The organism is Tropicimonas sp. S265A (assembly GCF_049800835.1).
In the GTDB taxonomy this organism is placed as follows: Bacteria; Pseudomonadota; Alphaproteobacteria; order Rhodobacterales; family Rhodobacteraceae; genus Dinoroseobacter.
Genome location: NZ_JBNAFU010000007.1, coordinates 201,054 through 224,216, shown reverse-complemented (window position 1 = coordinate 224,216; position 23,163 = coordinate 201,054). Strand labels below are relative to the sequence as shown.

The following is a 23,163-nucleotide window of genomic DNA, read 5'->3' as shown; positions in this document are numbered from 1 at the left end:
TCAATTCGGGCCAACGGCGGGGCCGCCGGCCCTGCGCATCACATCTGGGCGTCCGTCAGGGCAAAACCGGCCTCTTGATAGTAGCGCAAGGCGCCGGGGTGGATCTTGCCGTTGATTGCGGCCATCAAGCCTTCGTTCACGCCCAACCACCATGGCGCGGCCTCCCCCATTTTCTCGCGTTGTTCCCAGAAAGTCTTGGTCAGCGCGTAAGCGGTATCATCGCTCATCTGCGTCGTGGTGTAGGCCACAACCGGCAAAGAGGTCGTCACGACATCGCTGTCCTGTCCGGTGTAGGTGCCTGCCGGGATCACCAGTCGCGTGCGCTTGGTCTGGGCGATCTGCTCCTCGTTCAGTGACAAAATGGTCACGCCGGTGGTCGCCGCGGCCTCGATAACGTTGGGTGCAGGGTAGGATCCGGCGGTCACAAAACCGTCTATCTGCCCGTTCTTGAGGGCGGAGACGGCGTTCGACAGTTCGACTTCGGCAAGATCAACTTTGCCCTCCAGGCCAAAGAGGCCGAGGTACTTTTCCCCCTCGCGCGCGCCAAAGGACCCCTTGCCAAGAAGCAGTGTTTTGCCCTCCATCCCGGCAAAATCGGTCACACCGCTCGCCTCGGACATGACGAAATGCATGGTCAGCGACGGAATTGGAAACAACGCTCGGATCGTGTCGAACGCAGGGTCCGACTTGCCTTCGAACATGGCCTTGCCGCCCTGGGCAAGGCCGACCAATGCAGGCGGTGTGGTAAAGACGTAATCAGCGCCGCGTGCCTTTACCTCCATCACGTTCTGCACCGAACCCTGGCTTTCTTCCAGCGTGACGAGGATGTCGCCACCTGTGCCTTCCTTCATCGCTTCCGCGATCTGGACGCCCATCTGATAGTAGGACGAGGTCGATTTGGCAGATTTGTAAGTTACACGCTCTTGCGCTTGGGCCGCGTGCGCAGTGATCGCAAAGGCAGTGGCCGCCAGAATAGTCGTGAATTTCATAGGGTCCTCCCAGACTTGGACGAGCGTCGGCGCGGTCATGGCTCGCCGCGCGCTACGCCTCCGATGCGCTGAACCTGCCTGTCACGTCCTGTCATTGCAACGGGTCATGCGCGGGAACAGTGGCTTTCGTGCCTGCGTCAGTGAACGTATACCGGTGACAGTGCCCCCGATTTCAGGGGATGAAACGGTCTGGGAAGCGATGTCCGGTCTCAACCTTGAACAGATCCGCGCATTTCTCGCGGTCGTCCGCCTGGGCGGCGTGCGGCGCGCCGCGCAGGCACTCAACCTGTCGCAACCCGCCGTCACCACGCGAATCCGTCGCTTGGAAGAAACGTTATCTCAGGTGCTGTTTGATCGTTCTGGGGCGCGCATGACCCTGACCCGCGAGGGGGAGCGTTTTCTCGGCTATGCCGAGAAGTTCGAGCATCTGGCAGACATGGTTGAGCGCAAGGTCGTGGACCCAAAGGCGGTCGACGGCTGGCTGCGGATCGGCGCGTCAGAGACTGTGACGCAATGCTGGTTGCCTGATTTCGTCGCCCGGTTGCGGCAGGAATTCCCCAAGGTTCAGGTCGAGTTGCATGTCGATATCTCCAGCAACCTGCGCGATGCATTGTTGGCACGCGAGATTGATCTTGCGCTGCTGTTGGGACCTGTTTCGGACTTTGCCGTGGACAATGTTGCGCTGCCTGATTTTCGGCTTGCATGGTACGCAGCGACCGATCTGCCACTGCCACCCGAAGGCCCCGCCGGGTATCTGAAACACCCGGTGATTTCCTATGCGCGCAACACGCGTCCCTATCGCGAGTTGAAAGCCGAACTTCTGGAGCGGGTCGGTCCGACGGCCTCTATTTTTCCATCGTCTTCCTTGTCAGCGGCATTTCGGCTGGTTGAAGCGGGACTTGGTGTCGCCGCGCTGCCCGAAGCCATGGGACGCCCGCTGGTCGCGCGCGGCGTCTTGCAGGATTTCGATCCGGGATGGACCCCATCGCCATTGTTTTTCACCGCCAGTTCCGTTGCAGAACCCCAGAGCCACTTGATCGAAGTCGCGACGTCGCTCGCTCTGGACGTCGCCAGAACCTTCGCAGGCGATAAATAACTTGGATATCATTTGAGAGAAAGATTGCATTTGATTTGATGCGAATTCGCTGCAACCCTTGACCACACGATGGGGGTGCCGGGTGTCTGTGCTTTACAACGAACTTCGCCAACAATCGCCGGAAGCGGTACGCGCGGCCATCAGGTCGGGCGCCTATGCCTCCCACACCGCAGGGCTGGGGCCAGGGTTTCTGCAAGCCAATCTCGCCATACTGCCCGAACGCTTCGCGCTTGATTTCATGCGCTATTGCCAGCGTAATCCGAAGCCATGCCCGGTGTCGGGGGTGTCGGATACTGGCAACCCGATGATGTTCACGCTGGGGGCAGAGATTGATATCCGGACCGACGTCCCCGCGTACAATGTTTACCGACACGGCAGGCTCGCGCAGTCCTGTGCGGACATTACCGATATCTGGCAGGAGGATTTCGTCGCATTCGCTCTGGGATGTTCGTTCACCTTCGAGCGCGCGTTGATGAATGCCGGGATTTCGCTCTGGCATATCGAGAACGACACGACCGTGCCGATGTATCGCTCTGGGCTCGAAACGGTGCCTGCGGGTCCGTTCCGTGGCAAGATGGTTGTCAGCATGCGCGCTATCCCCGAGGACCAGGTCGCGCTGGCGGTTGAAATTTCGGATGCTTTCCCCACCGCGCATGGCGCGCCGGTTCACTGGGGCGACCCGGCCGAGATCGGGATTGCCGATGTCGCCCGCCCGGAGTGGGGCGACCCCGCGCCAGTACCGGACGGCCACGTCCCGGTGTTCTGGGCGTGCGGCGTGACCCCGCAAGTTGCGATCGAGCAGGCCAACCTGCCGATCTGCATCACTCACAAACCCGGTCACATGCTGATCACCGATGTGCCCGAAGACGCCAAGGTCACCGTTCTGACGGCGGCCTGATTTCCAACTCGTAGTGAGGATTTAGACATGACAACCAAACTCGCGCTGATGGCCGCAACGGCTCTGATCGCCACGCCGGCGCTGGCGGAAAACCTGAACGTTGTGGGCAGCTGGTCCGGCCTGCCGCTCCACAAGCAATACGAAGCGCCGTTCTGGACGAAAACACTGCCCGAAGCTTCCGGGGGCGATCTGGAGGTTGCGCTGACCACCCACGATCAGATGGGTCTGGGCCTGGGAGACATCTATCGGCTTCTGGGGCAGGGCGTTTACGATGTGGCGATGACCGTCGCGGACTATGCGGTTGCTGACGCACCCGAGCTCGAAGGACTCGATGTGCCGCTTCTGGCGCTGGATGCCGAAAGCGCACGTGCGATGGTCGATGCGGCCCGTCCGATGGTCGAGGATATCTACAATACACGCTTCAACAGCCACGTGCTGGCGATTGCGCCGTATCCGCCACAGGTCGTGTTCTGCAATGCCGAAATTTCCGGCCTTGATAATTTGCAGGGCAAGAAGGTGCGCGCTTCGGGCCGGATGACGGCCAAGTTTCTCGAGGCGCTGGGTGCCGAAGGGGTGAACGTGTCTTTCTCAGAGGTGCCGGGCGCCTTGCAGAAGGGCGTTGTGGATTGCGCGGTCACTGGCGCCGGGTCCGGTTACAGTGCGGGCTGGTGGGAAGTCTCGACGCATTTGCTGCCCATCCCGCTGGGGGGCTGGGACTCGGTCGTCACGGCAATCAACCTCGACAAGTGGAACAGCCTGTCCGAAACACAGCAAACCGTCATTTCCGACAGCATTGCAGCAGAGTTCGAGGGCCCGGCCTGGGCCAGTGCGCAGGACGCTCTGGTCAATGACATCGCGTGCCTGACCGGCAACGGAGAATGCCCGGTCGGTGACGCGCGCGGCATGACCTTGGTCGAAGCCTCGCAAGCCGATTTCGACAAGGCGCGCGCCATCCTTGTCTCCGAAGTGCTGCCCGACTGGGCAGAGCGCGCGGGCGGCGACTGGGCCAGCCGCTGGAACGCATCTGTCGGAGAGGTTGTGGGCGTTCAGGTTCCCACCAACTGATCTGGCCGGGACACCCTGTCTGAACGGAGGTTCCGATGGCTGATACGATATTGCGCTGGATGCGGGCGGTGAACCGGATTGTGGCCTTGGGCGTCGGCCTGATGTTGCTGATCTGTGCAGCCTTCGTTCTGGCCGATATCGTGCTGCGCCAGCTTGGATCTTCGTTCGGCGGGACCGATGAGGTCAGTGGCTACGCGATGGCCATCGCAACGTCCTGGGGCATGGCCTATACCCTTCTGGAACTTGGCCATGTCCGCATTGATCTGGTGCGCAGCCGGTTGCCCGACTGGCCGCGCGCGCTGCTTGATCTGTTCGCAATGCTGGTGATGACGCTTGTGATCTCGCTGATCGCCTACAAGTGCTGGCCGGTTGTCGGCAATTCGCTGGCCAACAACTCCACGGCCAATACGCCCCTGGAGACACCGCTTGCCTTGGTCCAGATCCCGTGGTTCGCAGGGTGGCTCTGGTTTGCGCTTTCCGCGTGGATCACACTTCTGGCCGCAGCTCTGCTGGTAGTCAAAGGACGGTTGAAGGACAGTGAAAACGCCATCGGAGCCTTTGCCGAGGCGGAGACCCTGCAATGATCGTCTACGTTTCCGTGGGGTTGCTTGCGCTGCTCAGTCTGTCCATTCCCGTGGGCATTGTCCTCTTTCTTCTGGGCATCGGGATCGACACGTTTTTCAGCCCGTTTCCCCTGATCCGGGGGCTCGGCAATCTGGTCTGGTCCTCGTCCAACAGCGCAACGCTGATCGCGATCCCGTTTTTCGTGCTGCTGGGTGAAATACTGGTACGCAGTGGCGTGGCGGCGCGCACCTATTCCGCGCTGGATCGTTGGGTGAGCTGGCTGCCGGGCGGCCTCGTGCATGCCAACATCGCAACGGCCACGATGTTCTCGGCCACCTCGGGCTCGTCAGTCGCAACGGCGGCCACGGTCGCCACCGTGGCCATGCCGCAGGCGGAGCGGCTGGGATACGACCCTAAGCTTTTTTCCGGTGCCATCGCGGCCGGGGGAACTCTTGGGATCATGATCCCGCCCTCGATCAACCTGATCGTCTACGGGTTCCTTACCCAGTCTTCGATCCCGCAGCTTTTTCTGGCGGGTCTGATCCCCGGTATAGCGCTTGCCCTCTGTTTCGGCCTGATTACCGTGCTGATCTGTCTGGTGCGCCCGGAGTTGGGCGGTGACCGGCGGTTTTTTCCGTTTGCTGTGATGCTGCGTGCTTTGCTCGACCTGATCCCGATCCTTCTGCTCTTCGCGATGATTATCGGCACCATCTACAATGGATGGGCCACCCCGACGGAAGCCGCTGCCGTAGGCGTCGCCGGAGCGCTGGCCATAGCCGCAGCCTTTGGCGGCGTGTCGCTGAAGATGCTGGAGCAGAGCCTGCTTGGCACGATCAAGATCACCTCCATGATCATGCTGGTCGTGATAGGCGCGTCATTCTTGAACTTCACGCTCGCCTCCGCAGGCCTTGGCAACGAATTGCGTCAGTTCCTTGAGGGCCTGGGGCTCAGCCCGCTATCCTTCATTCTTGTCGTGGTTCTGATCTACGTGGTTCTGGGGTTTTTCATCGAAACGCTGTCGCTGATGGTGGTGACCATTCCGATCATCGTGCCACTTGTCGTCGAGATGGGGTATGATCCGATCTGGTTCGGTATCCTGATGATCGTGCTGATCGAGATGGCGCTGATCACGCCGCCGGTGGGGCTCAACCTCTATGTGGTGCAGGGCGCGCGCAAGGATGGCACAATGGCGGAAGTCATGCTCGGCGCGCTGCCTTACGTGCTGGTAATGCTCGTGATGGCGATGGCTTTGATCGCCTTTCCACAAATCGCGCTCTTCCTGCCCGGCGCTTTATAGGGGACCTTGATGATCCATGCATTCGAGCTTGATGGCGCGGGGTCGGTCTCGTTGGAGGTGCGCGACCTGATCGTTGCGGGCTGGACCGGGCGCGATCCGGCGGCGGTTCAACACCATATCGAGGAGTTGCAGGAACTCGGCGTTGCGCCACCGTCCAAGACACCGCTCTTCTATCGCACTGGCGCGGAGTTACTGACGCAGTCAGACCGCATCCAGGTGGTTGGATCCGCATCCTCCGGGGAGGCAGAGGCCGTTGTGATCGCCGGGCCGGACGGCAACTACCTGACCCTCGGGTCAGACCATACCGATCGAGAAGCGGAGGCCATTTCCGTCGCGGTGTCAAAGCAGCTTTGCCCGAAACCTATTGCCTCAACAGTCTGGAGGCTGTCGGACGTTGCGCCCCACTGGGATCGGTTGTTCCTGCGATCCTGGGTGGAGGAAAAGGGCGAGCGCGTCCTTTATCAGGAGGGGGCTCTGTCGGGGATGCTGTCGGCGGCGGCCCTGATCCATGGGTTTGGTGGCTTGCGTGCTGCAAGCGCAATGTTCTGCGGCACCCTTCCGGCGATCGGCGGCGTGCGCCCGTCCTCCCGGTTCGAAATGGCGCTGGAAGATCCCGTGCTTGGCCGTACACTGCACCATGCGTACACCGTTGAGACCCTGCCTGTGGTGGCGTGACCCATGCGTTTTCTGTCTCTTGGTGATCGTGCATTCACGGTCGAGTTCGCGACCGGGTTCGACGACAGGGCTCGCGTGGCTGTGACCCGGCTCGATGCGGCCATAGCCGCCGCGCGAGAAGCCGGAGACTTGCAAGGCGTGGTGGATGTTGCCCCCACATTTCGGTCGCTGACCGTGCACTACGATCCGGTGCAAACGACCCGCGCTGTGCTGGAACCGGTCGTCGCAGCCTTGGTCAATTCGGAAACCGGCACGGAAAAGTCGCCCGGGGCCCTGTGGCGTTTGCCGGTGCATTACAATGATGCTCATGGTCCCGATCTGGCCGCACTCGCCGAAAGCGCCGGGCTGAGCGTGGCGGAGACAGTCGCGCTGCACAGCGCAACAGAGGTGACCGTTCATATGCTCGGGTTCTTGCCGGGCTTTGCGTTCATGGGCGATATCGCGCCCGTCCTGCGACGCCCCAGGTTGAGAGAACCTCGTGTGCGGGTGCCTGCGGGAAGTGTCGCCGTCGCGGATCGACTGACCGCCGTCTACCCTTGGGAAAGTCCCGGCGGCTGGCACCTGATCGGTCATTGCCCGGTGCCTCTGTTCGATCGTACACGACCGAAGCCATCCTTGCTTGCCCCCGGTGACCGGGTGCAGTTCACGCCTGTCAGTGCTGCGGACCATGATGCGGAAGCCCGTGCTCTTGCAGCGGGTGAACGCGACGTTGCGTCCTACCGGAGCGCACCATGAGCGTGGACACGGGCAAGCTGAAGATCATCGATCCCGGTCCGGCCACGATGGTGCAGGATATGGGGCGGCACGCGGCCCGGCGGCAGGGTGTGCCGGTTGCCGGCACCCTGTGTCCCGACTGGTTGCAACTTGCCAATCTTCTGATCGGGAACCCACCGGACGCCGCCGGTCTGGAGTTTCGCCTGATGGGCCCCCGGTTCACGGTTGAGGGGGCAGAAACGACCCTCGCCGTCGCAGGCCCGGCCGAGTTGAGTTTGGACGGCGCAGAGGGTTCTCAAACGGTTCCCGCCTGGACCGCCGTACGTGCCCAGCCGGGCGACAGAATTGCCGTCGGGCGCATCACTGCGGGCACGACGGCGCTACTGGTGGTGTCTGGTGGTATCGCGACCGACCCGTTTCTGGGCAGCCGGTCCACGTATGCACGCGCACATCTCGGTGGGTTCGAGGGGCGCGCCCTGCGTCCGGGGGACATTCTGCCATGTGGCGCACCGGCAACCACTTTGCTGCATCAACTTTCGCCTGCACCGTCGGAGGACGTGCAGGCGCCGATCCGCGTTGTTTTGGGGCCGCAAGACGACCATTTCGACGCTGCTTCCATCACCGCTTTTCTGGACGGGGTTTACACGGTCACGAACAGCGTGGACCGCATGGGCATGCGACTAGAGGGGCCGGGCTTGAACCACCGGTCCCCGGAGATGCGCGAGATCGTTTCTGATGCCATTGTACCGGGGGCCGTGCAGGTGCCTGGAAACGGTCAGCCGATTGTCCTGCTTGCCGACGGGCAGACCGTTGGGGGATACCCGAAAATCGCGACAGTCATCTCGGCCGATCTGCCACGTCTTGCGCGCCGCGCCCCGACCGAAAGGATACGCTTTGCGGCGGTCTCTCCAGCGCGGGCAGAAGCGCTTGCACGGGCGGCGCAGGAGGATCTGGCGGCCTACCTTGCCAAGGCGGTGCCCGTCACGACGGCAGGTGGGGTCGACTTGCGTCAACTCTACGAAACGAACCTGATCAGCGGCGTGATCACTGGCTGGACCCGTTAGAACCTGTATGGTCGTTGAACACCCGCCAAAGCGCCCCCCAAGAACCCGGAGCCACGCATGATAGATCTGTACTACTGGAAAACCTCAAACGGGCACAAGGTAACGCTGGCACTCGAGGAGATGGGGCTTGACTACACAGTCCACCCGATTGATCTGGGCAAGGATGAACAGCACGCGCCCGAGTTTGTCGCCATCAACCCGAATGCCAAGATCCCCGCGATAATCGACCACGACCCTGCCTTCGGCACCGATCCTCTGCCGGTTATCGAAACCGGCGCGATCCTTCTGTATCTGGCGGAAAAGACAGCGAAATTCCTACCGTCCGATCCGCGCGCGCGCCTCGATGTCCTGCAATGGTTTTTTTGGCAGGCGGCTGGTGTGGGGCCGAATTTTGGCCAACTGCATCACTATAACCGGGTTGCGCCGCCCGAGGCCAGCTACGGCCGTGCGCGGTTCGCAAAAGAGACCCAGCGGCTCTACGGCGTGCTCGATACCCGCCTGACCGGACGAACCTACGTGTGCGAGGACTACTCGATTGCCGACATGATGCTTTTGCCTTGGGTCAATCGTTTCGAATGGCAGAAGATCGACCTCAAGGACTTCCCCGAGGTGAAACGCTGGCGCGACATGCTGTTCGAACGGCCTGCGGTGCAGCGTGCCTTTGCGGTACCGGAACGATTGGGAATTTGAGCTGTGTCCGGGCCCCGGTTCATCACGGGGCCGAGGCAGATCGCTGCCTTTCTGAACACCTGCGTCTGCGCTGCCGCTCTTGCGGGCATTCGGCAGGCAGGCTGTGATTTTCATGTCACTTTCGACTGCTACCGGTTGTGGCAGGAATGAGCTACCATAAACTCATCAGCAGGATGGATGGCCCGCGTCGGTTCGCGCGCAGTGCCGTTTTGGACGCTGATCAGCGGGCGTAAACCACGGGATGAACAAGATTTTCGAAGAACTCAGTGTGGGCATGTCCGCACAGGAAACGCGGCTCTGCCGGGAAGAAGACCTGATAATTTTTGCGAACGCGTCGGGTAATTTCAACCCGTTGCACGTGCCCGATCAGGATGGCGACGGCGATGGGGCACCGGAATCCATCGCGCCGGCGATGTGGGTCGCGTCCTTGATTTCGGGTGTGTTGGGCAACCGGCTGCCGGGGCCGGGAACACTCTACAAATCGCAGGACCTGAAATTCCTTGGCCAAGCCAAGGCGGGAGAGACGCTGATCGCGTCGGTGGAGATCATTTCGAAGGGGCCCGACCGGGAGATCGTGTTGCACACGGTTGTCGAGACCACAGAAGGGCGCCGGATCGTGGAGGGTGAGGCGGTCGTGATCGCGCCTAACATCAAGATCGAACTTGATGCCGAGCATGTTCCGGGCCTGCTGGTGCAGCGCCATGTGCATTTCGATCGGCTACTGGCCAAGGCAGAGCCGCTCCCGGCCTTCGCCACGGCAGTGGTCGCCCCCGAGGAACCTGATGCGTTGGCGGGTGCGCTCCTTGGCGGCGAACATACCCTGATCGACCCGATTCTGATCGGGGATCCGGCCAAGATCGCCGCCGCAGCAGAGGCGTGCGGCAAGGACATCTCCGGCTATCAGATCGTGCCGGAGTTCACCCACAAGTCTGCGGCGGCCCGCGCGGTCGCGATGGTGCACGAGGGCGCGGCGAAGGCCATCATGAAAGGCCATCTGCACACCGACGTGCTGTTGGGGCAGATCGTGAAACGCGAGGGCGGTTTGCGCGGTGCCCGCCGTCTGAGCCATGTTTACGTGATGGATGTGCCCGGTGTCGATCACCTGCTGATGATCACCGACGCTGCCATCAACATCACCCCCGATCTCAAGACAAAGGCAGATATCGTGCAAAACGCGATAGACCTTGCCAATGCAATCGGGGTTCCAGAGCCAAAGGTTGGCATCCTGTCGGCGGTCGAAACGGTGAATCCGGCCATTCCGTCGACACTCGATGCGGCGATCCTGTCCAAAATGGCCGAGCGGGGCCAGATCACCGGTGGATTGGTCGATGGACCGCTCGCGATGGACAATGCGATCGATCTGCACTCGGCGCGGACGAAAGGTATCACCTCGCTCGTTGCCGGAAAGGCGGATATTCTGGTCGCGCCAAATCTTGAAGCCGGGAACATGCTGGCCAAGGAATTGACATTCCTCGCCCACGCCGATGCAGGCGGCATTGTCATGGGGGCGTCCTGTCCGATCATTCTGACGAGCCGTGCTGACAGCGAACACGCGCGTCTGGCGTCTTGCGCGATTGCAGCGCTCTATGTAGGTGCACGCGGGTGAGCGCGATTCTGACGCTCAACGCAGGCAGTTCGTCGGTGAAGTTCGCAGTATACGCGCTCGATGAAGATCCCGATCTGCTGATCGCGGGGCAGGTCGAAAACCTCGGGCCGAATGCCCGGCTTGTGCTGGACAGCGATCCGCGCGCCGAAGCAGAGATCGGAGCCGCAGACCATGCCCGCGCGCTCGACGCGATCCTTGAAGCACTGGGGCCGGTGTTGCAGGGCAATCCGCCGGTCGGTGTCGGGCATCGCATCGTTCACGGTGGCCCGGCCTTTGGCGCACCCGTTCGGCTGGATGATGACAGCGTTGCGCAACTGTCGGAGTTCATCCCGCTTGCCCCCCTGCACCAGCCGCACAACCTGTCCATGGTCGCCGCAGCGCGCAGCGCGTTTCCCGCGGCCGTGCAGATCGGTTGTTTCGACACGGCATTCCACAAGGGCCATCCGTGGGTGAACGACACGTTTGCCCTCCCGCGCGCCTATTACGATCAGGGCGTGCGACGGTACGGGTTTCACGGGTTGTCCTACGACTATATCAGCGGCCAACTTCGGAGCGAGCGACCCGAGTTGCACGCCGGGCGCGTCGTGGTGGCGCATTTGGGGAACGGCGCTTCAATGTGTGCGATGCGCGGCGGTCGCAGCGTTGGGTCCACGATGGGGTTTTCGGCCTTGGACGGTTTGCCGATGGGCACGCGGTGTGGCCAACTGGACCCGGGCGTCGTCTTGTATCTGATGGATCAGGGGCACGACAGTTCGGACATCACCCGGATCCTCTACAACGAAAGTGGGCTCAAGGGTCTGTCCGGGATCAGCCACGACGTGCGCACGTTGTTGCCCAGCAAGGCACCGGAGGCGGCGCAGGCCATTGACTATTATGTGTTCCGGATCCGGCGGGAGCTTGGGGCCATGGCGGCCGTACTTGGTGGGCTGGATGCGCTCGTATTCTGCGGTGGCATAGGCGAGAACGCGGCTGAAATACGCGCCCGCGTGTTGGAGGACATGACATTTCTGGGGCTTGCGGTCGATGCCGCTGCGAACGCGCGAAACGCGCGCGATATCGGCGCGGGGGACACGCCAGTTCTCGTTATTCCGACCGATGAAGAGCGGGTGATGGCCCGCGCTGTTGCTGCGGAACTGGCCTAGCGCATCCCGTAATAGAGCCCGACGGTGTGTTCGGCTTCCGCAAAGAATAGCCAGCGGCTGACCGCGACCCCGGCGATATGGCTGACCACTGCAAGTGCCGCAGCGACATGGCTGAACGGCAACAGCAACAAAAGCACCGGAACAACCGCCATCAGCAGGATCGAGATCACGCGCAGCTTTTGTGTATGCTTGCGCCCGATGATATGGATGAATTCCCGCACCAGGTAATTCGGTGCCGTGTGTGGATGCGCAGCGGATCGCACCGTGCCGATGCTGCCCAACCCTGTTGCGGTTTCCATGGTCGTCTTGCGCCCGCTGAAGGCTCCGTCGCCGTGCAGCCACCACAGGATCTGAACGCCGGTCATGACCAGCAGCAGAACAAGTGCAATCCCGACACGGCCTGACAACAGGGCCCCGCCAGTGATCGCGTATCCGAGATAAAGCACGCAGGTCAGGGGCGTGTTCCAGCGCGGGATCGTCTTGAGCTGCGCGTAGATCATCGAGGTGGCGTAAACCGTCAGCAGACTGAGCACGGCACCAAGCCAGCCGAGTACGTGCAAATGCATGTCGGCCAGAACCAGAGCCGCCGCATAGAGGCCCATGACAAGCAGGGCAACGACCGCACAGACCCCTTCGCGGCTGAGCCAGCTGGTGCGCCATTGGCTGAAGGCCTTGATCGCGCGTTCCGGCCGGCCAAGGTGGAAGGTGGACGAGATCAGACCGCCCACCGCCAGCGCGAAGGCAATGAAGAAGAACGCAAAAGCTGTCCATCCCGTGGGCGGGCTGGCATCGATCCCGAGCCACGCAAGCAGTCCAAAGCCCAGACCCGAAAACGTGGTGAAGGCGATAACAGACGGGGCAGGGTGCATCAGCTCGTCCCCTTGTCGTCACCAGGCAGGCGCGAGAGTTGCTTGTCGATCCACCCCAGAAACCCCTTGGGTTCTTCGGCCACCGGCGCAAGGAACGGCGCGAGGATGTCTTCCTCCCCCTCCCACGCGTCCTTCGGGCGCGGCGGCAGATACTTGTTCACCGGCTTGGTGCCCAGTTCGGGCATCAAGTCCATCCCACCACGCTCCGCCGTCAGCCTTGAGACGTTGGAGTCCGGGTCCGCGAAATCACCGAAATGGCGCGCGCCTGCCGGGCAGGTGCGCACGCAGGCAGGCTCCCGGTCGACCTCTGGCAGGTTCTCGTTATAGATCCGATCGACGCACAGGGTGCACTTCTTCATCACGCCTTCGGCCAGATCAAGCTCCCGCGCACCGTAGGGGCACGCCCATGCACACAGGCCACACCCGATGCAGTCGCTTTCATTGACCAGAACGATCCCGTCCTCGGTCCGCTTGTAGCTGGCCCCGGTGGGGCAAACGGTGACACAGGGCGCGTCTTCGCAATGCAGGCACGACTTCGGGAAATGCACTGTCTGGGCCGGTCCGGCGTCCGGCTGCACTTCGTAGGAATGCACCCGGTTCAGGAAAGTGCCCGACGGGTCGTCGCCGTACGGGCGCTGGTCTGACAGTGGCGCACCGTAGTTTTCCGTGTTCCAGCCCTTGCAGGAGATAACGCAGGCATGACACCCAACGCAGGTGTCGAGATCAATCACGAGGCCGAGTTTCTTCTCGGTCTGGTCGGGCAGGGACGTCATGCTTGAGCCTCGCTCGAATAATCCGTCGGCAGGGCCGAGACCGGGTCACGCTCAGCTGGATCCCACGTGGCGATATACCAGATGAAGGACCCGACGCTGAGAACCACAAATGCCAGAATGATCAGCAAGGTGCGTTGAATACCGCTCATTTGCTTACCTTCCACGCAAGGCTGCCCGGGCCCTTGGGTACCGGTGATCCAATTGGGTCGAAGGCAGGTTGTGCCTCTAACGGCGGAGTTGCTTTTTCGATTTTCACGCGCAGGTCAAACCACGCGGCCTGTCCCGTGATCGGATCGGAGTTCGACCACCGCAACCCGTCGCCCTTGGGCGGCAAAAGCTCGTGGATCAGGTGATTGAGCAAAAACCCCTTGGTCGCTTCCGGCGCGTCCTCCGCCAAGGCCCATGCGCCCTTGCGCTTGCCGATCGCGTTCCATGTCCACACTGTCCGGCTGTTCAGCGCAGCTTGCAGGGCGACGGGCACGGTGATGGAGCCGTGGGCGGACGTCACGCGCGCCCAGTCGCCGTCCTGAAACCCGTGTTCCTGCCAAAGCTCGGCGGGAATGAAGAGCGGGTTTTCGCCGTGCAACTGGCGCAGCCACGCGTTCTGCGTGCCCCAGGAGTGGTACATCGCCATCGGGCGCTGGGTCAGCGCATGGATCGGGTATTCGTCCGTGTCGACACAGGCATCTTCAAACGGCGGATACCAGAACGGGAGCGGGTCCATGACCTTCTTGATCTGCTCGCGCAGATGATCGGGCGGCTGCCGGTCGCCATACCCTTCGGCAGCGCGCTGGAACTTGCGCATCGGTTCCGAATAGAGCTGGAACAGATAGGGCTGCGGCGCATCGAACAGGCCCAGATCGACCGCCCAGTCCTGATACGCCATGTTCCAGGGTTTGTAATACGAGGCCTCCTTTGGGACGTGATGGACGAAGAATCCGCCATTTTCGATATAGAGGTCCATCTGGCTTTGATTGACCGCGCCACGGCCCACGTCTTCGCCCTCATGTCCCCGGAACCCGGCGAGCGGGCCGATGCCCGGTTTGCGCTCGTGGTTTACGATGTAGTCGGCATAGTCCTCGTATTTCGCGGCGCCGTTGTCGTCCGTGAACCCGGGCAGACCCATCTTATTGGCCAACTGCACCAGAACGGTCTGGAACCCGCGCACGTCCCGGTCCGGTTCGATGACTGGCCAGCGGATCGCATCCGCCGCGCCGTCAGCCTCGCAGATCGGGCGGTCGAGCAGGCTGATGCAATCGTGGCGTTCCAGGTAGGTCGTGTCCGGCAGGATCAGGTCGGCATAGGCCACCATCTCGGAACTGTAGGCGTCTGAATAGATGATGTGCGGGATCACGTAATCGCCGTTTTCATCCGTATCGGTCAGCATCTCCATCACGCCGCCGGAGTTCATGGACGAGTTCCACGACATGTTCGCCATGTATAGAAACAGCGTGTCGATCTTGTAGGGATCGCCCGCATGCGCATTCGAGATGACCATGTGCATCAAGCCGTGTGCGCTCATGGGGTTTTCCCATGTGAACGCCTTGTCGATGCGCGCGGGTGTTCCGTCTTCTTTCAGAGCGAGGTCTTCGGGGCCACGGACGAACCCGAGATGCGGGCCATCGAGCGGACAGTTTGGTTTTGAATGGCAATGCGGGGTGGGGTGCGCCTCCACCGGCTTGGGGTAGGGCGGTTTGAACCGGAACCCACCAGGTGTTTCGACCGTTCCGAGCAGGATTTCCAGAATATGGAGCGCCCGGCAGGTCTGGAACCCGTTCGAGTGGGCCGAGATGCCGCGCATGGCGTGCATCGATACCGGGCGGCCGACCATCTTGTCATGCGTATCGCCGCGAAAATCGGTCCATGCGCGATCCAGTACAACGGCCTCTTCAAACGCCACGCGGGCAAGCTCGGCTGCGATGGTCTTGATTTTGCGGGCCGACACGCCGCAGCGATCTGCCACGGCGTCCGGGGCATAGGCCGGGTCGAGATATTTCTCGGCCATCAAGGCCATAACCGTGCGATGCCCATTATGGATTGCCGTCAGGCTGGGGCGCACGCCCTTGCGGTCAAAGGGCGCGAGATCGCCCGAAACGCTGTCGATGACAAGAGGCTTGTCGTCGCCGTCGCGCAGGAACAGGCCGGTGTCCTTGTCGATCAGAACTGGCGCATTGGTGAATTGCGCAAGGTAGTCCAGATCAATCTTGCCAGCCTTCATCAGCTCATGGACCAGCGCTAGGATGAACAGGCCGTCCGTGCCAGGCGTAATGCTGACCCATTCGTCCGCCACGGCGTTATAGCCCGTGCGGACCGGGTTTACCCCGATGACCTTGGCCCCGCGCGCCTTGATCTTCCCGATCCCCATCTTGATCGGGTTGCTGTCATGGTCCTCGGCCACGCCGAACAGCATGAAGAGCTTTGTGTGATCCCAGTCCGGCTGACCGAATTCCCAGAACGCGCCGCCCATGGTGTAGATGCCGCCCGCCGCCATATTGACCGAGCAGAACCCGCCATGGGCCGCGTAGTTCGGCGTGCCGAAGTTCTGCGCCCAGAAGCTGGTGAAGCTCTGCGACTGGTCGCGCCCGGTAAAGAACGCGAGCTTTTCTGGTGCCGTTTCGCGCAGGGGCGTCAACCAGCCCACCGCGATCTCCAACGCCTCATCCCAAGAGATTTCTTCGTACTGACCCGATCCGCGTGGCCCGACCCGCTTGAGCGGCGCGCGCAGGCGGGACGGGGCGTTGACCTGCATGATGCCCGCCGAGCCCTTGGCGCAGAGCACGCCTTGGTTGACCGGGTGGTCGCGGTTGCCCTCGATATACGCGACCTTCCCGTCCTTGAGGTGCACGTCGATTCCGCAGCGGCACGCGCACATGTAGCAGGTCGTTTTGCGCACCTCGTCGGAGACCTTTGGCGAAAGATCCAGTGGCGGTGATACGGTCATCTGCGCGTCCTCCTCCCAAAGGCGCTCATTTCTGGTCGGCTCGCCTGAACGCCCCTTGCACGATCCGGTCCATGACCATGGCGACAAACAGAATGGCGAAGCCGCCGAGCAAGCCCGGCCCCTTGGCGGCGTATTGCAGCGCCTCAAGGATCTCCTTGCCGAGACCACCTCCGCCGATGAGCGAGATGATCACAACCATGGACAAGCACATCAGGATGGTCTGGTTCACGCCGGTCATGATCGACGGGAGCGCCAGCGGGATTTCGACATCCTTGAGCAGCTGCCATTTAGAGGCGCCGAACGCGACCGCGGCTTCCTTTATGCTTTCGGGCACGCCGCGCATACCAAGCGCGGTCAGGCGGATCACTGGGGGCATCCCGAAGATGATCGTGGCCAGAATGCCCGGCGGGTTGCCGGTTCCGAAGAACGCGATGATCGGGATAAGATACACGAAGGCCGGCAGGGTTTGCATCAGGTCGAGCACGGGCTCGGCAAACTTGTAGGCGCGTTTCGATTTTCCGAACCAGATTCCGAGGGGTATCCCTATTGCCACGCAGAGCAACACCGCAGCCCCAACAAGCGCCACTGTCTCCATCGCCAGATCCCAATAGCCCAGTAGCGCGATATACGCGAGGCAGGCGGCCGTGAAGATCGCCACGCGCGGCCCGGCGGAGCGCCAGGCCACCACGCAAATGACCAGCATGACAACCGGCCATGGCGTATCAATCAAGGCCACCGTCAAGGCATCCAGGACCCCGCGCACGGTTGCCACGATCCCGTCGAAAACGTCGCCGCCGCTGACGGCAGCAGCGTCGATGCGGTCCTCCATCCATGTGGCCAAGACCGAAAAGAGCCGCCCGCCATCCTCGCCGAGGATCAACGCTGATGCCTGCTCCTCCGGGAAGGCATCGAGCATCGGCAATTCACTTGTCGAGGTGAACTTGTAGACGATCAGCGGTCCGATCGCTGCCGTGAGCACCGCGCCGAGGATTATATTGCGCTGAGAGCGTCCGCTCTCCACGCTCTCGGGGTCGATGCGCCAGCGCGAATACTGTTTTTCATACACCTGATCTGCATAGAGGCCCTGGATCAGTTTCACTACGACCAGCAGCACCAACCCGGTCAGCATGATGCCAAGCGCTTCGGACTGTGCTTCCTCGGCGCGGACAAGCGTGTTCTGGGCGGCACGGGCGATGTTCTCACCAAGTTGCGTGAAGCGGTCTACATCCGCCTGGGTTGTGGACGCCGCAGCGCGTTCGAAAAACTCGTCTGCGCGGGCCTGTTGCGTAGCCGCACGTTCAAAGAACTCGGCACCGGGATTGCCCCAGGCCCCGCGTCCGATCTGGACCCATGCGATGATCTCGAGGATCAGAAAACCCCAGAAGAGACCCCATATCCCACGCGCCGCGGACCAGAGCGGCCCGAGAAGTGCCGCCCACATGTTGAACGTGCTGGGCAGCAATCCCGTGGAGTCGTGGATCTTGTGAAATGCGTTGCAGTAGTAGTCGCCATTTGGCCCGGCGAAATCCTGGATCGAGGCGTCGAGCGCGTCGGTATCAACCTGAATATCGGAAGCCGCGGTGACTCTGAGTTCGGTTGTCGCGTCAGTCATCCTTGCCCCCTTGGATCCCGCGCAGCAGGCGCGGCTTGGTTACAACACCGATATCGGCGCCTGCATCTGTGATGACGACCGGTAGATCCGTGCCCACGGCCAGATCGATCAACTGATCCAGATCGGCGCCGTGGTCGGCACGCGGTGCCGCGTCCAGCGCGCCTGTGAAGCTGTCCATCGGTTCCATGATGGAGTGCGCCTTCACGAGCTTGAGTTTCGAGATACCCTGTACGAACTCGCGCACGTAATCATCAGCAGGGTTCATGACGATCTGTTCCGGCGTGCCGATCTGGACAATCACACCGTCCTTCATGATGGCGATGCGGTGTCCGATGCGGATCGCCTCGTCCAGATCGTGGGTGATGAACAACGTGGTTTTCTTCAGCTGTGCCACCAGTGCCTTGAACTGGTCTTGCAATTGCAAGCGGATCAGCGGATCGAGCGCCGAGAAGGGTTCGTCCATCAACAGGATTTCCGGGTCGGAGGCGAGCGCGCGGGCAATCCCGACGCGTTGCTGCATGCCCCCTGACAATTCTCGCGGCAGCCGGTCTTCGTAGCCGGTCAGATCAACCAGACCCAAGGCATGGTCGGACACCGCCCAACGCTTGGACTTCGAGATTTTACGGATTTCGAGGGGGTAGGCGACGTTGTCGCGGACCGAACGATGCGGCATCAGCGCCATGTGCTGAAACACCATGCCGATCTGCTGTGCACGTATCCGGCGAAGCTCGTTGGCCGAGATTGCCGAGACATCCTGCCCCATGATCTCGATCTTGCCTGCGGTCGGCTCGATCAGCCGGTTCACGTGGCGCACAAGCGTTGATTTTCCGGACCCCGACAGGCCCATGATGCAAAAGATCTCTCCGCGGGCGACTTCAAAGTTCGCGTCCTGAACGCCGACAACGCAGCCGTACTTTTCCAGAACCTGAGGTTTCGTAAGCCCTTCGCTCAGTACCGCTTTCATGGCTTCGTCAGCCTGCGCACCGAAAATCTTCCACACGCCGTCCAGTTTAACGACCGTGTCTTCCATGCTTTCCCCCGCTTTGCTGTCGTGCAGCTTTATATTTTGTGAAGAGGCCGCCGCGAGCGCATCGCGGCGGCCTGCAAGCGCGGGATTAGTTGGTCAGCCAGCCCAGAACCGTGTCTTCGTTCTCGGCCACCCATTGGGCGGCAAACTCGGAGGCTTCCATGTTGTCGACGGCAAGCGCCTTGCCCATTGCACTCAGCGATGCGCCGTCCATCTGGTAGTTCCGGAACAGCGCCGCGACCTCAGGATAGGACTCTTCCAGCGTCTTGGCGTAGTGCAGGTGCAGCGTCGCGCCATTCCACGCAGTGGAGGCCGATGATTTCTCCAGCCAGTCCGGGTCGTCGGTCGGTTGCACGATGGTCCAGGTGGCCGGGTCGTGCGCCGGCTCTTCGAGTACGAACAGATCTTGCGTCACGAAGATGTAGTGCGGGCTGTAGCAGAAACCGATCCAGGGCTCGCCCGCCTGAGCGGCGTTCGCCAGGTTCGCATAGGCAATGGTTTCTTCGTATTCGGTCAGCTCGAACAACTGGTCGTAGCCGTAGGACTTGGCGCGGATTTTCTCGACCACGGTGGAGGCCCAGCCCGGTGCGCCGATCCATACTTCGGGGGTGCCGTCGCCGTCGGTGTCGAAGATCGCCATCTTGTCCGGGTCGGACAGGTCGTCGATGCTCTTGATGTCATACTCTTCGGCTATCGCTGCGGGAACGCACATGCCCTGTTCTGCCTGAACGGGGTTTTCGTTCATGACCACCGTTCCATTGTCCTTGACATAGGTGTCATGCAGGTTCTGCTGGTTCGGCATCCACACTTCGGGGTGCACGTGCATCGAGCCCTTGTCCATCGCTTCGAACACGATCGGGTTGGTGCCGTTCTGCAATTCCACGTCGAGCCCGAGGTTCTGTTCGATCACGACTTCCAGCACGTGTGCCGTGGCATTCACGGATGCCCAGTTCGGCACGCCGATCACGATGTCTGCGGCGAACACAGGTCCGGCCGCGATCGCGCTGAGACAAACGGCCGAGACGCCGGTCTTGAGTTTAGAAGCAGTCATTCAGTATCTCCCTGAGTTTCGGGTCTTGTCTTTCAAACCCATTATGATGCCTAAGGTTAAGCGCTTTGAGATTGGATTGTCTACGGACGGTTTAGGGGCGTGCAACCAGTACCGAACATGGCGCGCGCCTGACCACGCGCGCGGCGGTCGAGCCCAGAAAATAGTCACGTAATCCAGGTCGGTGGCTGCCAACGATCACCATCTCAATTCCGGCATCCGCTGCGTGCTGGGCAATCTCGACGCCCGGTTTTCCGGTGCAGACATGGATTTCGATATCAGCAGCGCCGCCGCCCAGTTTCCGCAGGGCGGCGCCCACCTTGTCTGTCAGGTGGTTCTCGGATTTGACCGTGACAAACTCCGACACGTAGCCCGGGACGTTTTCCAGCACGGTCATCAGCGTGATCTTGCCTCCGGGCGACAACACCCGCCGGGCGAGTTCGAGTTTCCGCGGGACCAGTTCTTCGTGGTCGAGGTCGACCGGGATCAGGATTTTTTCGTACATGAGCGTCCCTTTTTAAGTTCCTGCGCGCATCAGGTTACGCCAGCCAGGTTGCGAGCCACGCGAAGGTAATGGACGGGCACACGCAGCCCGTCGCGTTCGGCCCGCGCAATCGCCTCAAGCCGGCGCGATCCGGGCAGGCGGGCGCCATCCATCGCGGCAATGGCCTCCAGCAAAGTCTCCAGCCGCGCAGCAAAGGCGTCGATACCTTGCGGGGGCCGGTAGAGCGTCAGAAAATGTCCGACCCCGGGGCGCGTGCCATCGGCGGTAAAGAAAGACCCCGCGTCCGCGCTGAAATTCGCACCGGTCATCACAGTAGAGAGGACTTCGACCATCAGCGCGAGTGCAGTGCCCTTGGGGCCGCCGATCGGTTGCATGGAGCCTTTGAGCGCTGCTTGGGCATCCGTGGTGGGCTGGCCGTCCGCATCCAGTGCCCATCCCTCGGGAATGGGTTTGCCGGCCTTTTTCGCGTTCAGAACCTTGCCGCGTGCCACGCGTGAAAGCGACAGGTCGATGACCAGCGGCGGCGCGGAACTGCGCGGGGCCGAAAACGCAATCGGGTTGGTGCCGTATAGCGGGGTCTTGGCGCCCCAGGGGGCGATGGCGACAGGGCTGTTGGCGACCATCAGGCCAACAAGGCCGGCTCGTGCGATTTTCTCGACAGATACCGAAAGCGCACCGCAATGGTGCGATCTGGCAATGGAGATGGCCGCGGTGCCCTGTGTGCGCGCCACCTCGATCCCACGCGCGATCCCGGCGTCAAGCGCTGGAAAGGCAAAGCCGTACCCGGCATCCACGTTGATCAGGCCAGGTGCGGGTTGTGAAATCGCCACTTCTGCATCGGCGATGATCTTGCCGCTGCGGACCTGTGCTACGTAGTCCTCCAGTCGCGAGAACCCGTGGCCGACCTGTCCTTCGGCTTCCGCTGCGACAAGCGCTGAAGCCACACTTTGGGCCGCAGCTTCCGGCACGCCGACGCGCAGGAAAGCGTCACGCACAAGCGCACGTGCGTCGTTCAGGGACAGAGTTTCAGTGTCGTCGCTCATGGTCACCTTTCGCGGGGGGCGGGCGCGCAGCGTGGGCCGCGCGCCCGAGGGCGCGTCATGCGCTACGATAAAGCTTGGTCATCGAGAATTCGCGATGCCCAAGCGCCTCGGCGGCGGTATTCCGACCGTTCGCGGTCCTACGGATCATGTCGATGAGGGCGTCGCCCGCCTCGTCTATCGTCTGCTCGCGTCGCAGGATGCCCGAGACATCGACATCCACATGCTCGCCCATCGTCCGCACGGTGCGCGGGTTCGCCGTGATCTTGATCACGGGCACGATCGGGTTGCCGACAACGTTGCCCTGACCGGTGGGGAAGGTGTGGATGACCGCCCCGCCAGCCGCCATCAGCGTGACGCATTCCGCTGCGGCGGACGAGCTATCCATGAAATACAGGCCATTGCCCTGAGAGGGGGCCTCGGCGGGTTCGAGGATATCGATGTATTTCGACGTGCGACCGATCTTTTCCAGGTTGCCGAGGGCTTTCTCTTCGATCGTCGTCAGGCCACCTTCGATGTTGCCCTTGGTGGGCTGGCTGTCGGACAGGTCGTCGGTCTGGTGGGCGAAGATCACCTCGTCCTGATAGGCTTTCCACATCTTGTACCACCGCTCGCCAACTTCCTCGTTGATCGCACGCTTCTGGCAGATGTGCTCAGCACCCGTGATCTCGGATGTTTCCCCGAAGAAGCCGGTGATCCCTTCGGGCAGCAGCTTGTCATACATGTTGCCGACCGTGGGGCAGGACCCGAGGCCCGTCGTGGTGTCGGACTCGCCGCATTTGGTGGACACCCACAACTCGTTGATCGAACATTCCTCGCGTTGTTGTTCGGTCGCCTGATGCACGAAATCCTTTGCCGCCCAGGACGCTGCGCGGATCGTCTCGAAGTCGCCCTTCTGCTCGATCGAGAATTCGGCGACCGGCTTGCCGGTGGCGCGAATGCCGTCGGCGATCCGCTTGGTCCAGCCGGGTTCGATCCCGATCACGACCACGGCGGCCACGTTGGGGTTGGCACCGGTGCCGATGATCGTGCGGAAGTGCACTTCAAGGTCCTCGCCAAACTGGAGGCGCCCGTAGGCGTGCGGTATCGCCATGGTGCCCTTCACATTGTTGGCCACGGCCTCGCACGCAGCGTTGGAGATGTCGTCCACGGGCAGGATCACGACATGGTTGCGTACACCGACCCGGCCGTTTTCACGCCGGAAGCCCTTGAAGGTGATGTTGGAGTATTTCGATGCCATTGGGGCGGCTCCTTACCAGCGTTTCGTTTTGCAATTGTGGGTGTGCAGATGCTCGCCCTGTCCGACGTCGGCGATGATCTTGCCGATATCCTCGCCGTACTTCATCGCCGTGTCGCCCGCCTTCAGATCGGTCAGCGCGACCTTGTGGCCGATGGGGACGTCATGCTTGGCCGTGAGGCGAAAGGTCGAGTTGTCATGGGTGATGCAGCACAACATGTCAGTGCCGGCGGTCAGCCCTTCGACCACGACGACACCGACATTGTCGGCCTTTTCGTGCACGAGAAGATGCGGGATTTCGGACATTTTGG

23 protein-coding genes are annotated in these 23,163 nt (G+C 61.8%); 11 read left to right on the top strand and 12 right to left on the bottom strand.

The genetic code is table 11. The features are described 5' to 3' along the window. Positions 1-38: 38 nt before the first annotated feature. A complete protein-coding gene (locus ACP15N_RS16525; RefSeq protein WP_425093437.1) occupies positions 39-989 on the bottom strand; it encodes a TAXI family TRAP transporter solute-binding subunit in 951 nt (316 codons plus the stop codon). A 154-nt stretch (positions 990-1,143) separates the two neighbouring features. Between ACP15N_RS16525 and ACP15N_RS16520 the strand changes: the two genes are divergently transcribed. From ACP15N_RS16520 to ACP15N_RS16470, 11 genes are all read left to right on the top strand, one after another. Continuing rightward, the gene (locus tag ACP15N_RS16520; RefSeq protein ID WP_425093436.1) at positions 1,144-2,085 is read left to right on the top strand and encodes a LysR family transcriptional regulator; all 942 of its coding nucleotides are present in this window, start codon (positions 1,144-1,146) and stop codon (positions 2,083-2,085) included. An 82-nt stretch (positions 2,086-2,167) separates the two neighbouring features. Further along, positions 2,168-2,983 carry a putative hydro-lyase gene (locus ACP15N_RS16515; RefSeq protein ID WP_425093435.1) on the top strand — a complete coding sequence of 272 codons (816 nt, stop codon included), beginning with the start codon at positions 2,168-2,170 and terminating at the stop codon, positions 2,981-2,983. A gap of 27 nt (positions 2,984-3,010) precedes the next feature. Further along, positions 3,011-4,048, top strand: a complete 1,038-nt coding sequence (locus ACP15N_RS16510; protein ID WP_425093434.1) for a TRAP transporter substrate-binding protein — start codon at positions 3,011-3,013, stop codon at positions 4,046-4,048. Between the two features lie 35 nt (positions 4,049-4,083). Next, positions 4,084-4,632 (top strand): TRAP transporter small permease subunit, encoded by a 549-nt coding sequence (locus ACP15N_RS16505; protein WP_425093433.1) that lies wholly within the window; start codon positions 4,084-4,086, stop codon positions 4,630-4,632. Beyond that, on the top strand, positions 4,629-5,909 hold the full coding sequence (locus tag ACP15N_RS16500) for a TRAP transporter large permease (RefSeq protein ID WP_425093432.1): 1,281 nt from the start codon (positions 4,629-4,631) through the stop codon (positions 5,907-5,909). The genes ACP15N_RS16505 and ACP15N_RS16500 overlap by 4 nt, the downstream gene beginning before the upstream one ends. Positions 5,910-5,918: 9 nt before the next feature. Beyond that, complete coding sequence (locus ACP15N_RS16495; protein ID WP_425093431.1) at positions 5,919-6,584, top strand: DUF2848 domain-containing protein; 666 nt, start codon at positions 5,919-5,921, stop codon at positions 6,582-6,584. Positions 6,585-6,587: 3 nt separating this feature from the next. After that, positions 6,588-7,319: a 5-oxoprolinase subunit PxpB gene (gene pxpB / locus ACP15N_RS16490; RefSeq protein ID WP_425093430.1), complete on the top strand. Its 732-nt coding sequence runs from the start codon at positions 6,588-6,590 to the stop codon at positions 7,317-7,319. After that, a complete protein-coding gene (locus ACP15N_RS16485) occupies positions 7,316-8,362 on the top strand; it encodes a biotin-dependent carboxyltransferase family protein (RefSeq protein ID WP_425093429.1) in 1,047 nt (348 codons plus the stop codon). The genes pxpB and ACP15N_RS16485 overlap by 4 nt, the downstream gene beginning before the upstream one ends. 57 nt (positions 8,363-8,419) lie before the next feature. Continuing rightward, on the top strand, positions 8,420-9,052 hold the full coding sequence (locus ACP15N_RS16480; RefSeq protein WP_425093428.1) for a glutathione S-transferase N-terminal domain-containing protein: 633 nt from the start codon (positions 8,420-8,422) through the stop codon (positions 9,050-9,052). Positions 9,053-9,293: 241 nt separating this feature from the next. Further along, entirely contained in the window at positions 9,294-10,658 is a 1,365-nt protein-coding gene (locus ACP15N_RS16475; protein ID WP_425093427.1) for a bifunctional enoyl-CoA hydratase/phosphate acetyltransferase, read from the top strand. Continuing rightward, positions 10,655-11,800, top strand: coding sequence for an acetate/propionate family kinase (locus ACP15N_RS16470; protein ID WP_425093426.1), 1,146 nt, complete (start codon positions 10,655-10,657; stop codon positions 11,798-11,800). The genes ACP15N_RS16475 and ACP15N_RS16470 overlap by 4 nt, the downstream gene beginning before the upstream one ends. Here ACP15N_RS16470 and ACP15N_RS16465 read toward each other — a convergent pair. The 11 genes from ACP15N_RS16465 to ACP15N_RS16415 all read right to left on the bottom strand — a co-directional run bounded on the left by ACP15N_RS16465 (position 11,797) and on the right by ACP15N_RS16415 (position 23,158). Further along, the gene (locus ACP15N_RS16465) at positions 11,797-12,669 is read right to left on the bottom strand and encodes a dimethyl sulfoxide reductase anchor subunit family protein (protein ID WP_425093425.1); all 873 of its coding nucleotides are present in this window, start codon (positions 12,667-12,669) and stop codon (positions 11,797-11,799) included. The genes ACP15N_RS16470 and ACP15N_RS16465 overlap by 4 nt on opposite strands. Continuing rightward, the gene (locus tag ACP15N_RS16460) at positions 12,669-13,442 is read right to left on the bottom strand and encodes a 4Fe-4S dicluster domain-containing protein (RefSeq protein ID WP_425093424.1); all 774 of its coding nucleotides are present in this window, start codon (positions 13,440-13,442) and stop codon (positions 12,669-12,671) included. Before ACP15N_RS16460 ends, ACP15N_RS16465 begins: the two co-directional genes overlap by 1 nt. Continuing rightward, entirely contained in the window at positions 13,439-13,591 is a 153-nt protein-coding gene (locus ACP15N_RS16455) for a hypothetical protein (protein WP_425093423.1), read from the bottom strand. The genes ACP15N_RS16460 and ACP15N_RS16455 overlap by 4 nt, the downstream gene beginning before the upstream one ends. After that, the gene (locus tag ACP15N_RS16450; protein ID WP_425093422.1) at positions 13,588-16,383 is read right to left on the bottom strand and encodes a molybdopterin oxidoreductase family protein; all 2,796 of its coding nucleotides are present in this window, start codon (positions 16,381-16,383) and stop codon (positions 13,588-13,590) included. Before ACP15N_RS16450 ends, ACP15N_RS16455 begins: the two co-directional genes overlap by 4 nt. A 25-nt stretch (positions 16,384-16,408) precedes the next feature. Next, positions 16,409-17,995 (bottom strand): ABC transporter permease, encoded by a 1,587-nt coding sequence (locus ACP15N_RS16445; RefSeq protein ID WP_425093421.1) that lies wholly within the window; start codon positions 17,993-17,995, stop codon positions 16,409-16,411. Continuing rightward, on the bottom strand, positions 17,988-19,025 hold the full coding sequence (locus ACP15N_RS16440; protein ID WP_425093420.1) for a quaternary amine ABC transporter ATP-binding protein: 1,038 nt from the start codon (positions 19,023-19,025) through the stop codon (positions 17,988-17,990). The genes ACP15N_RS16445 and ACP15N_RS16440 overlap by 8 nt, the downstream gene beginning before the upstream one ends. Positions 19,026-19,110: 85 nt before the next feature. Beyond that, positions 19,111-20,073: a glycine betaine ABC transporter substrate-binding protein gene (locus tag ACP15N_RS16435; RefSeq protein WP_425093419.1), complete on the bottom strand. Its 963-nt coding sequence runs from the start codon at positions 20,071-20,073 to the stop codon at positions 19,111-19,113. 91 nt (positions 20,074-20,164) lie between these two features. Next, positions 20,165-20,575: a universal stress protein gene (locus tag ACP15N_RS16430; protein WP_425093418.1), complete on the bottom strand. Its 411-nt coding sequence runs from the start codon at positions 20,573-20,575 to the stop codon at positions 20,165-20,167. Positions 20,576-20,604: 29 nt separating this feature from the next. Next, on the bottom strand, positions 20,605-21,618 hold the full coding sequence (locus tag ACP15N_RS16425) for an Ldh family oxidoreductase (RefSeq protein ID WP_425093417.1): 1,014 nt from the start codon (positions 21,616-21,618) through the stop codon (positions 20,605-20,607). A 55-nt stretch (positions 21,619-21,673) separates the two neighbouring features. Continuing rightward, positions 21,674-22,855, bottom strand: a complete 1,182-nt coding sequence (locus ACP15N_RS16420; RefSeq protein WP_425093416.1) for a UxaA family hydrolase — start codon at positions 22,853-22,855, stop codon at positions 21,674-21,676. A 12-nt stretch (positions 22,856-22,867) separates the two neighbouring features. Further along, a complete protein-coding gene (locus ACP15N_RS16415; protein ID WP_425093415.1) occupies positions 22,868-23,158 on the bottom strand; it encodes a UxaA family hydrolase in 291 nt (96 codons plus the stop codon). Positions 23,159-23,163: the final 5 nt, after the last annotated feature.

Coding starts and splice junctions, on each gene's coding strand:
- ACP15N_RS16525 (WP_425093437.1), bottom strand. CDS start 989: ATGAAATTCACGACTATTCTGGCGGCCACTGCCTTTGCGATCACTGCG.
- ACP15N_RS16510 (WP_425093434.1), top strand. CDS start 3,011: ATGACAACCAAACTCGCGCTGATGGCCGCAACGGCTCTGATCGCCACG.
- ACP15N_RS16505 (WP_425093433.1), top strand. CDS start 4,084: ATGGCTGATACGATATTGCGCTGGATGCGGGCGGTGAACCGGATTGTG.
- ACP15N_RS16500 (WP_425093432.1), top strand. CDS start 4,629: ATGATCGTCTACGTTTCCGTGGGGTTGCTTGCGCTGCTCAGTCTGTCC.
- ACP15N_RS16495 (WP_425093431.1), top strand. CDS start 5,919: ATGATCCATGCATTCGAGCTTGATGGCGCGGGGTCGGTCTCGTTGGAG.
- pxpB (WP_425093430.1), top strand. CDS start 6,588: ATGCGTTTTCTGTCTCTTGGTGATCGTGCATTCACGGTCGAGTTCGCG.
- ACP15N_RS16485 (WP_425093429.1), top strand. CDS start 7,316: ATGAGCGTGGACACGGGCAAGCTGAAGATCATCGATCCCGGTCCGGCC.
- ACP15N_RS16480 (WP_425093428.1), top strand. CDS start 8,420: ATGATAGATCTGTACTACTGGAAAACCTCAAACGGGCACAAGGTAACG.
- ACP15N_RS16475 (WP_425093427.1), top strand. CDS start 9,294: ATGAACAAGATTTTCGAAGAACTCAGTGTGGGCATGTCCGCACAGGAA.
- ACP15N_RS16465 (WP_425093425.1), bottom strand. CDS start 12,669: ATGCACCCTGCCCCGTCTGTTATCGCCTTCACCACGTTTTCGGGTCTG.
- ACP15N_RS16460 (WP_425093424.1), bottom strand. CDS start 13,442: ATGACGTCCCTGCCCGACCAGACCGAGAAGAAACTCGGCCTCGTGATT.
- ACP15N_RS16455 (WP_425093423.1), bottom strand. CDS start 13,591: ATGAGCGGTATTCAACGCACCTTGCTGATCATTCTGGCATTTGTGGTT.
- ACP15N_RS16450 (WP_425093422.1), bottom strand. CDS start 16,383: ATGACCGTATCACCGCCACTGGATCTTTCGCCAAAGGTCTCCGACGAG.
- ACP15N_RS16445 (WP_425093421.1), bottom strand. CDS start 17,995: ATGACTGACGCGACAACCGAACTCAGAGTCACCGCGGCTTCCGATATT.
- ACP15N_RS16440 (WP_425093420.1), bottom strand. CDS start 19,025: ATGGAAGACACGGTCGTTAAACTGGACGGCGTGTGGAAGATTTTCGGT.
- ACP15N_RS16435 (WP_425093419.1), bottom strand. CDS start 20,073: ATGACTGCTTCTAAACTCAAGACCGGCGTCTCGGCCGTTTGTCTCAGC.
- ACP15N_RS16430 (WP_425093418.1), bottom strand. CDS start 20,575: ATGTACGAAAAAATCCTGATCCCGGTCGACCTCGACCACGAAGAACTG.
- ACP15N_RS16425 (WP_425093417.1), bottom strand. CDS start 21,618: ATGAGCGACGACACTGAAACTCTGTCCCTGAACGACGCACGTGCGCTT.
- ACP15N_RS16420 (WP_425093416.1), bottom strand. CDS start 22,855: ATGGCATCGAAATACTCCAACATCACCTTCAAGGGCTTCCGGCGTGAA.
- ACP15N_RS16415 (WP_425093415.1), bottom strand. CDS start 23,158: ATGTCCGAAATCCCGCATCTTCTCGTGCACGAAAAGGCCGACAATGTC.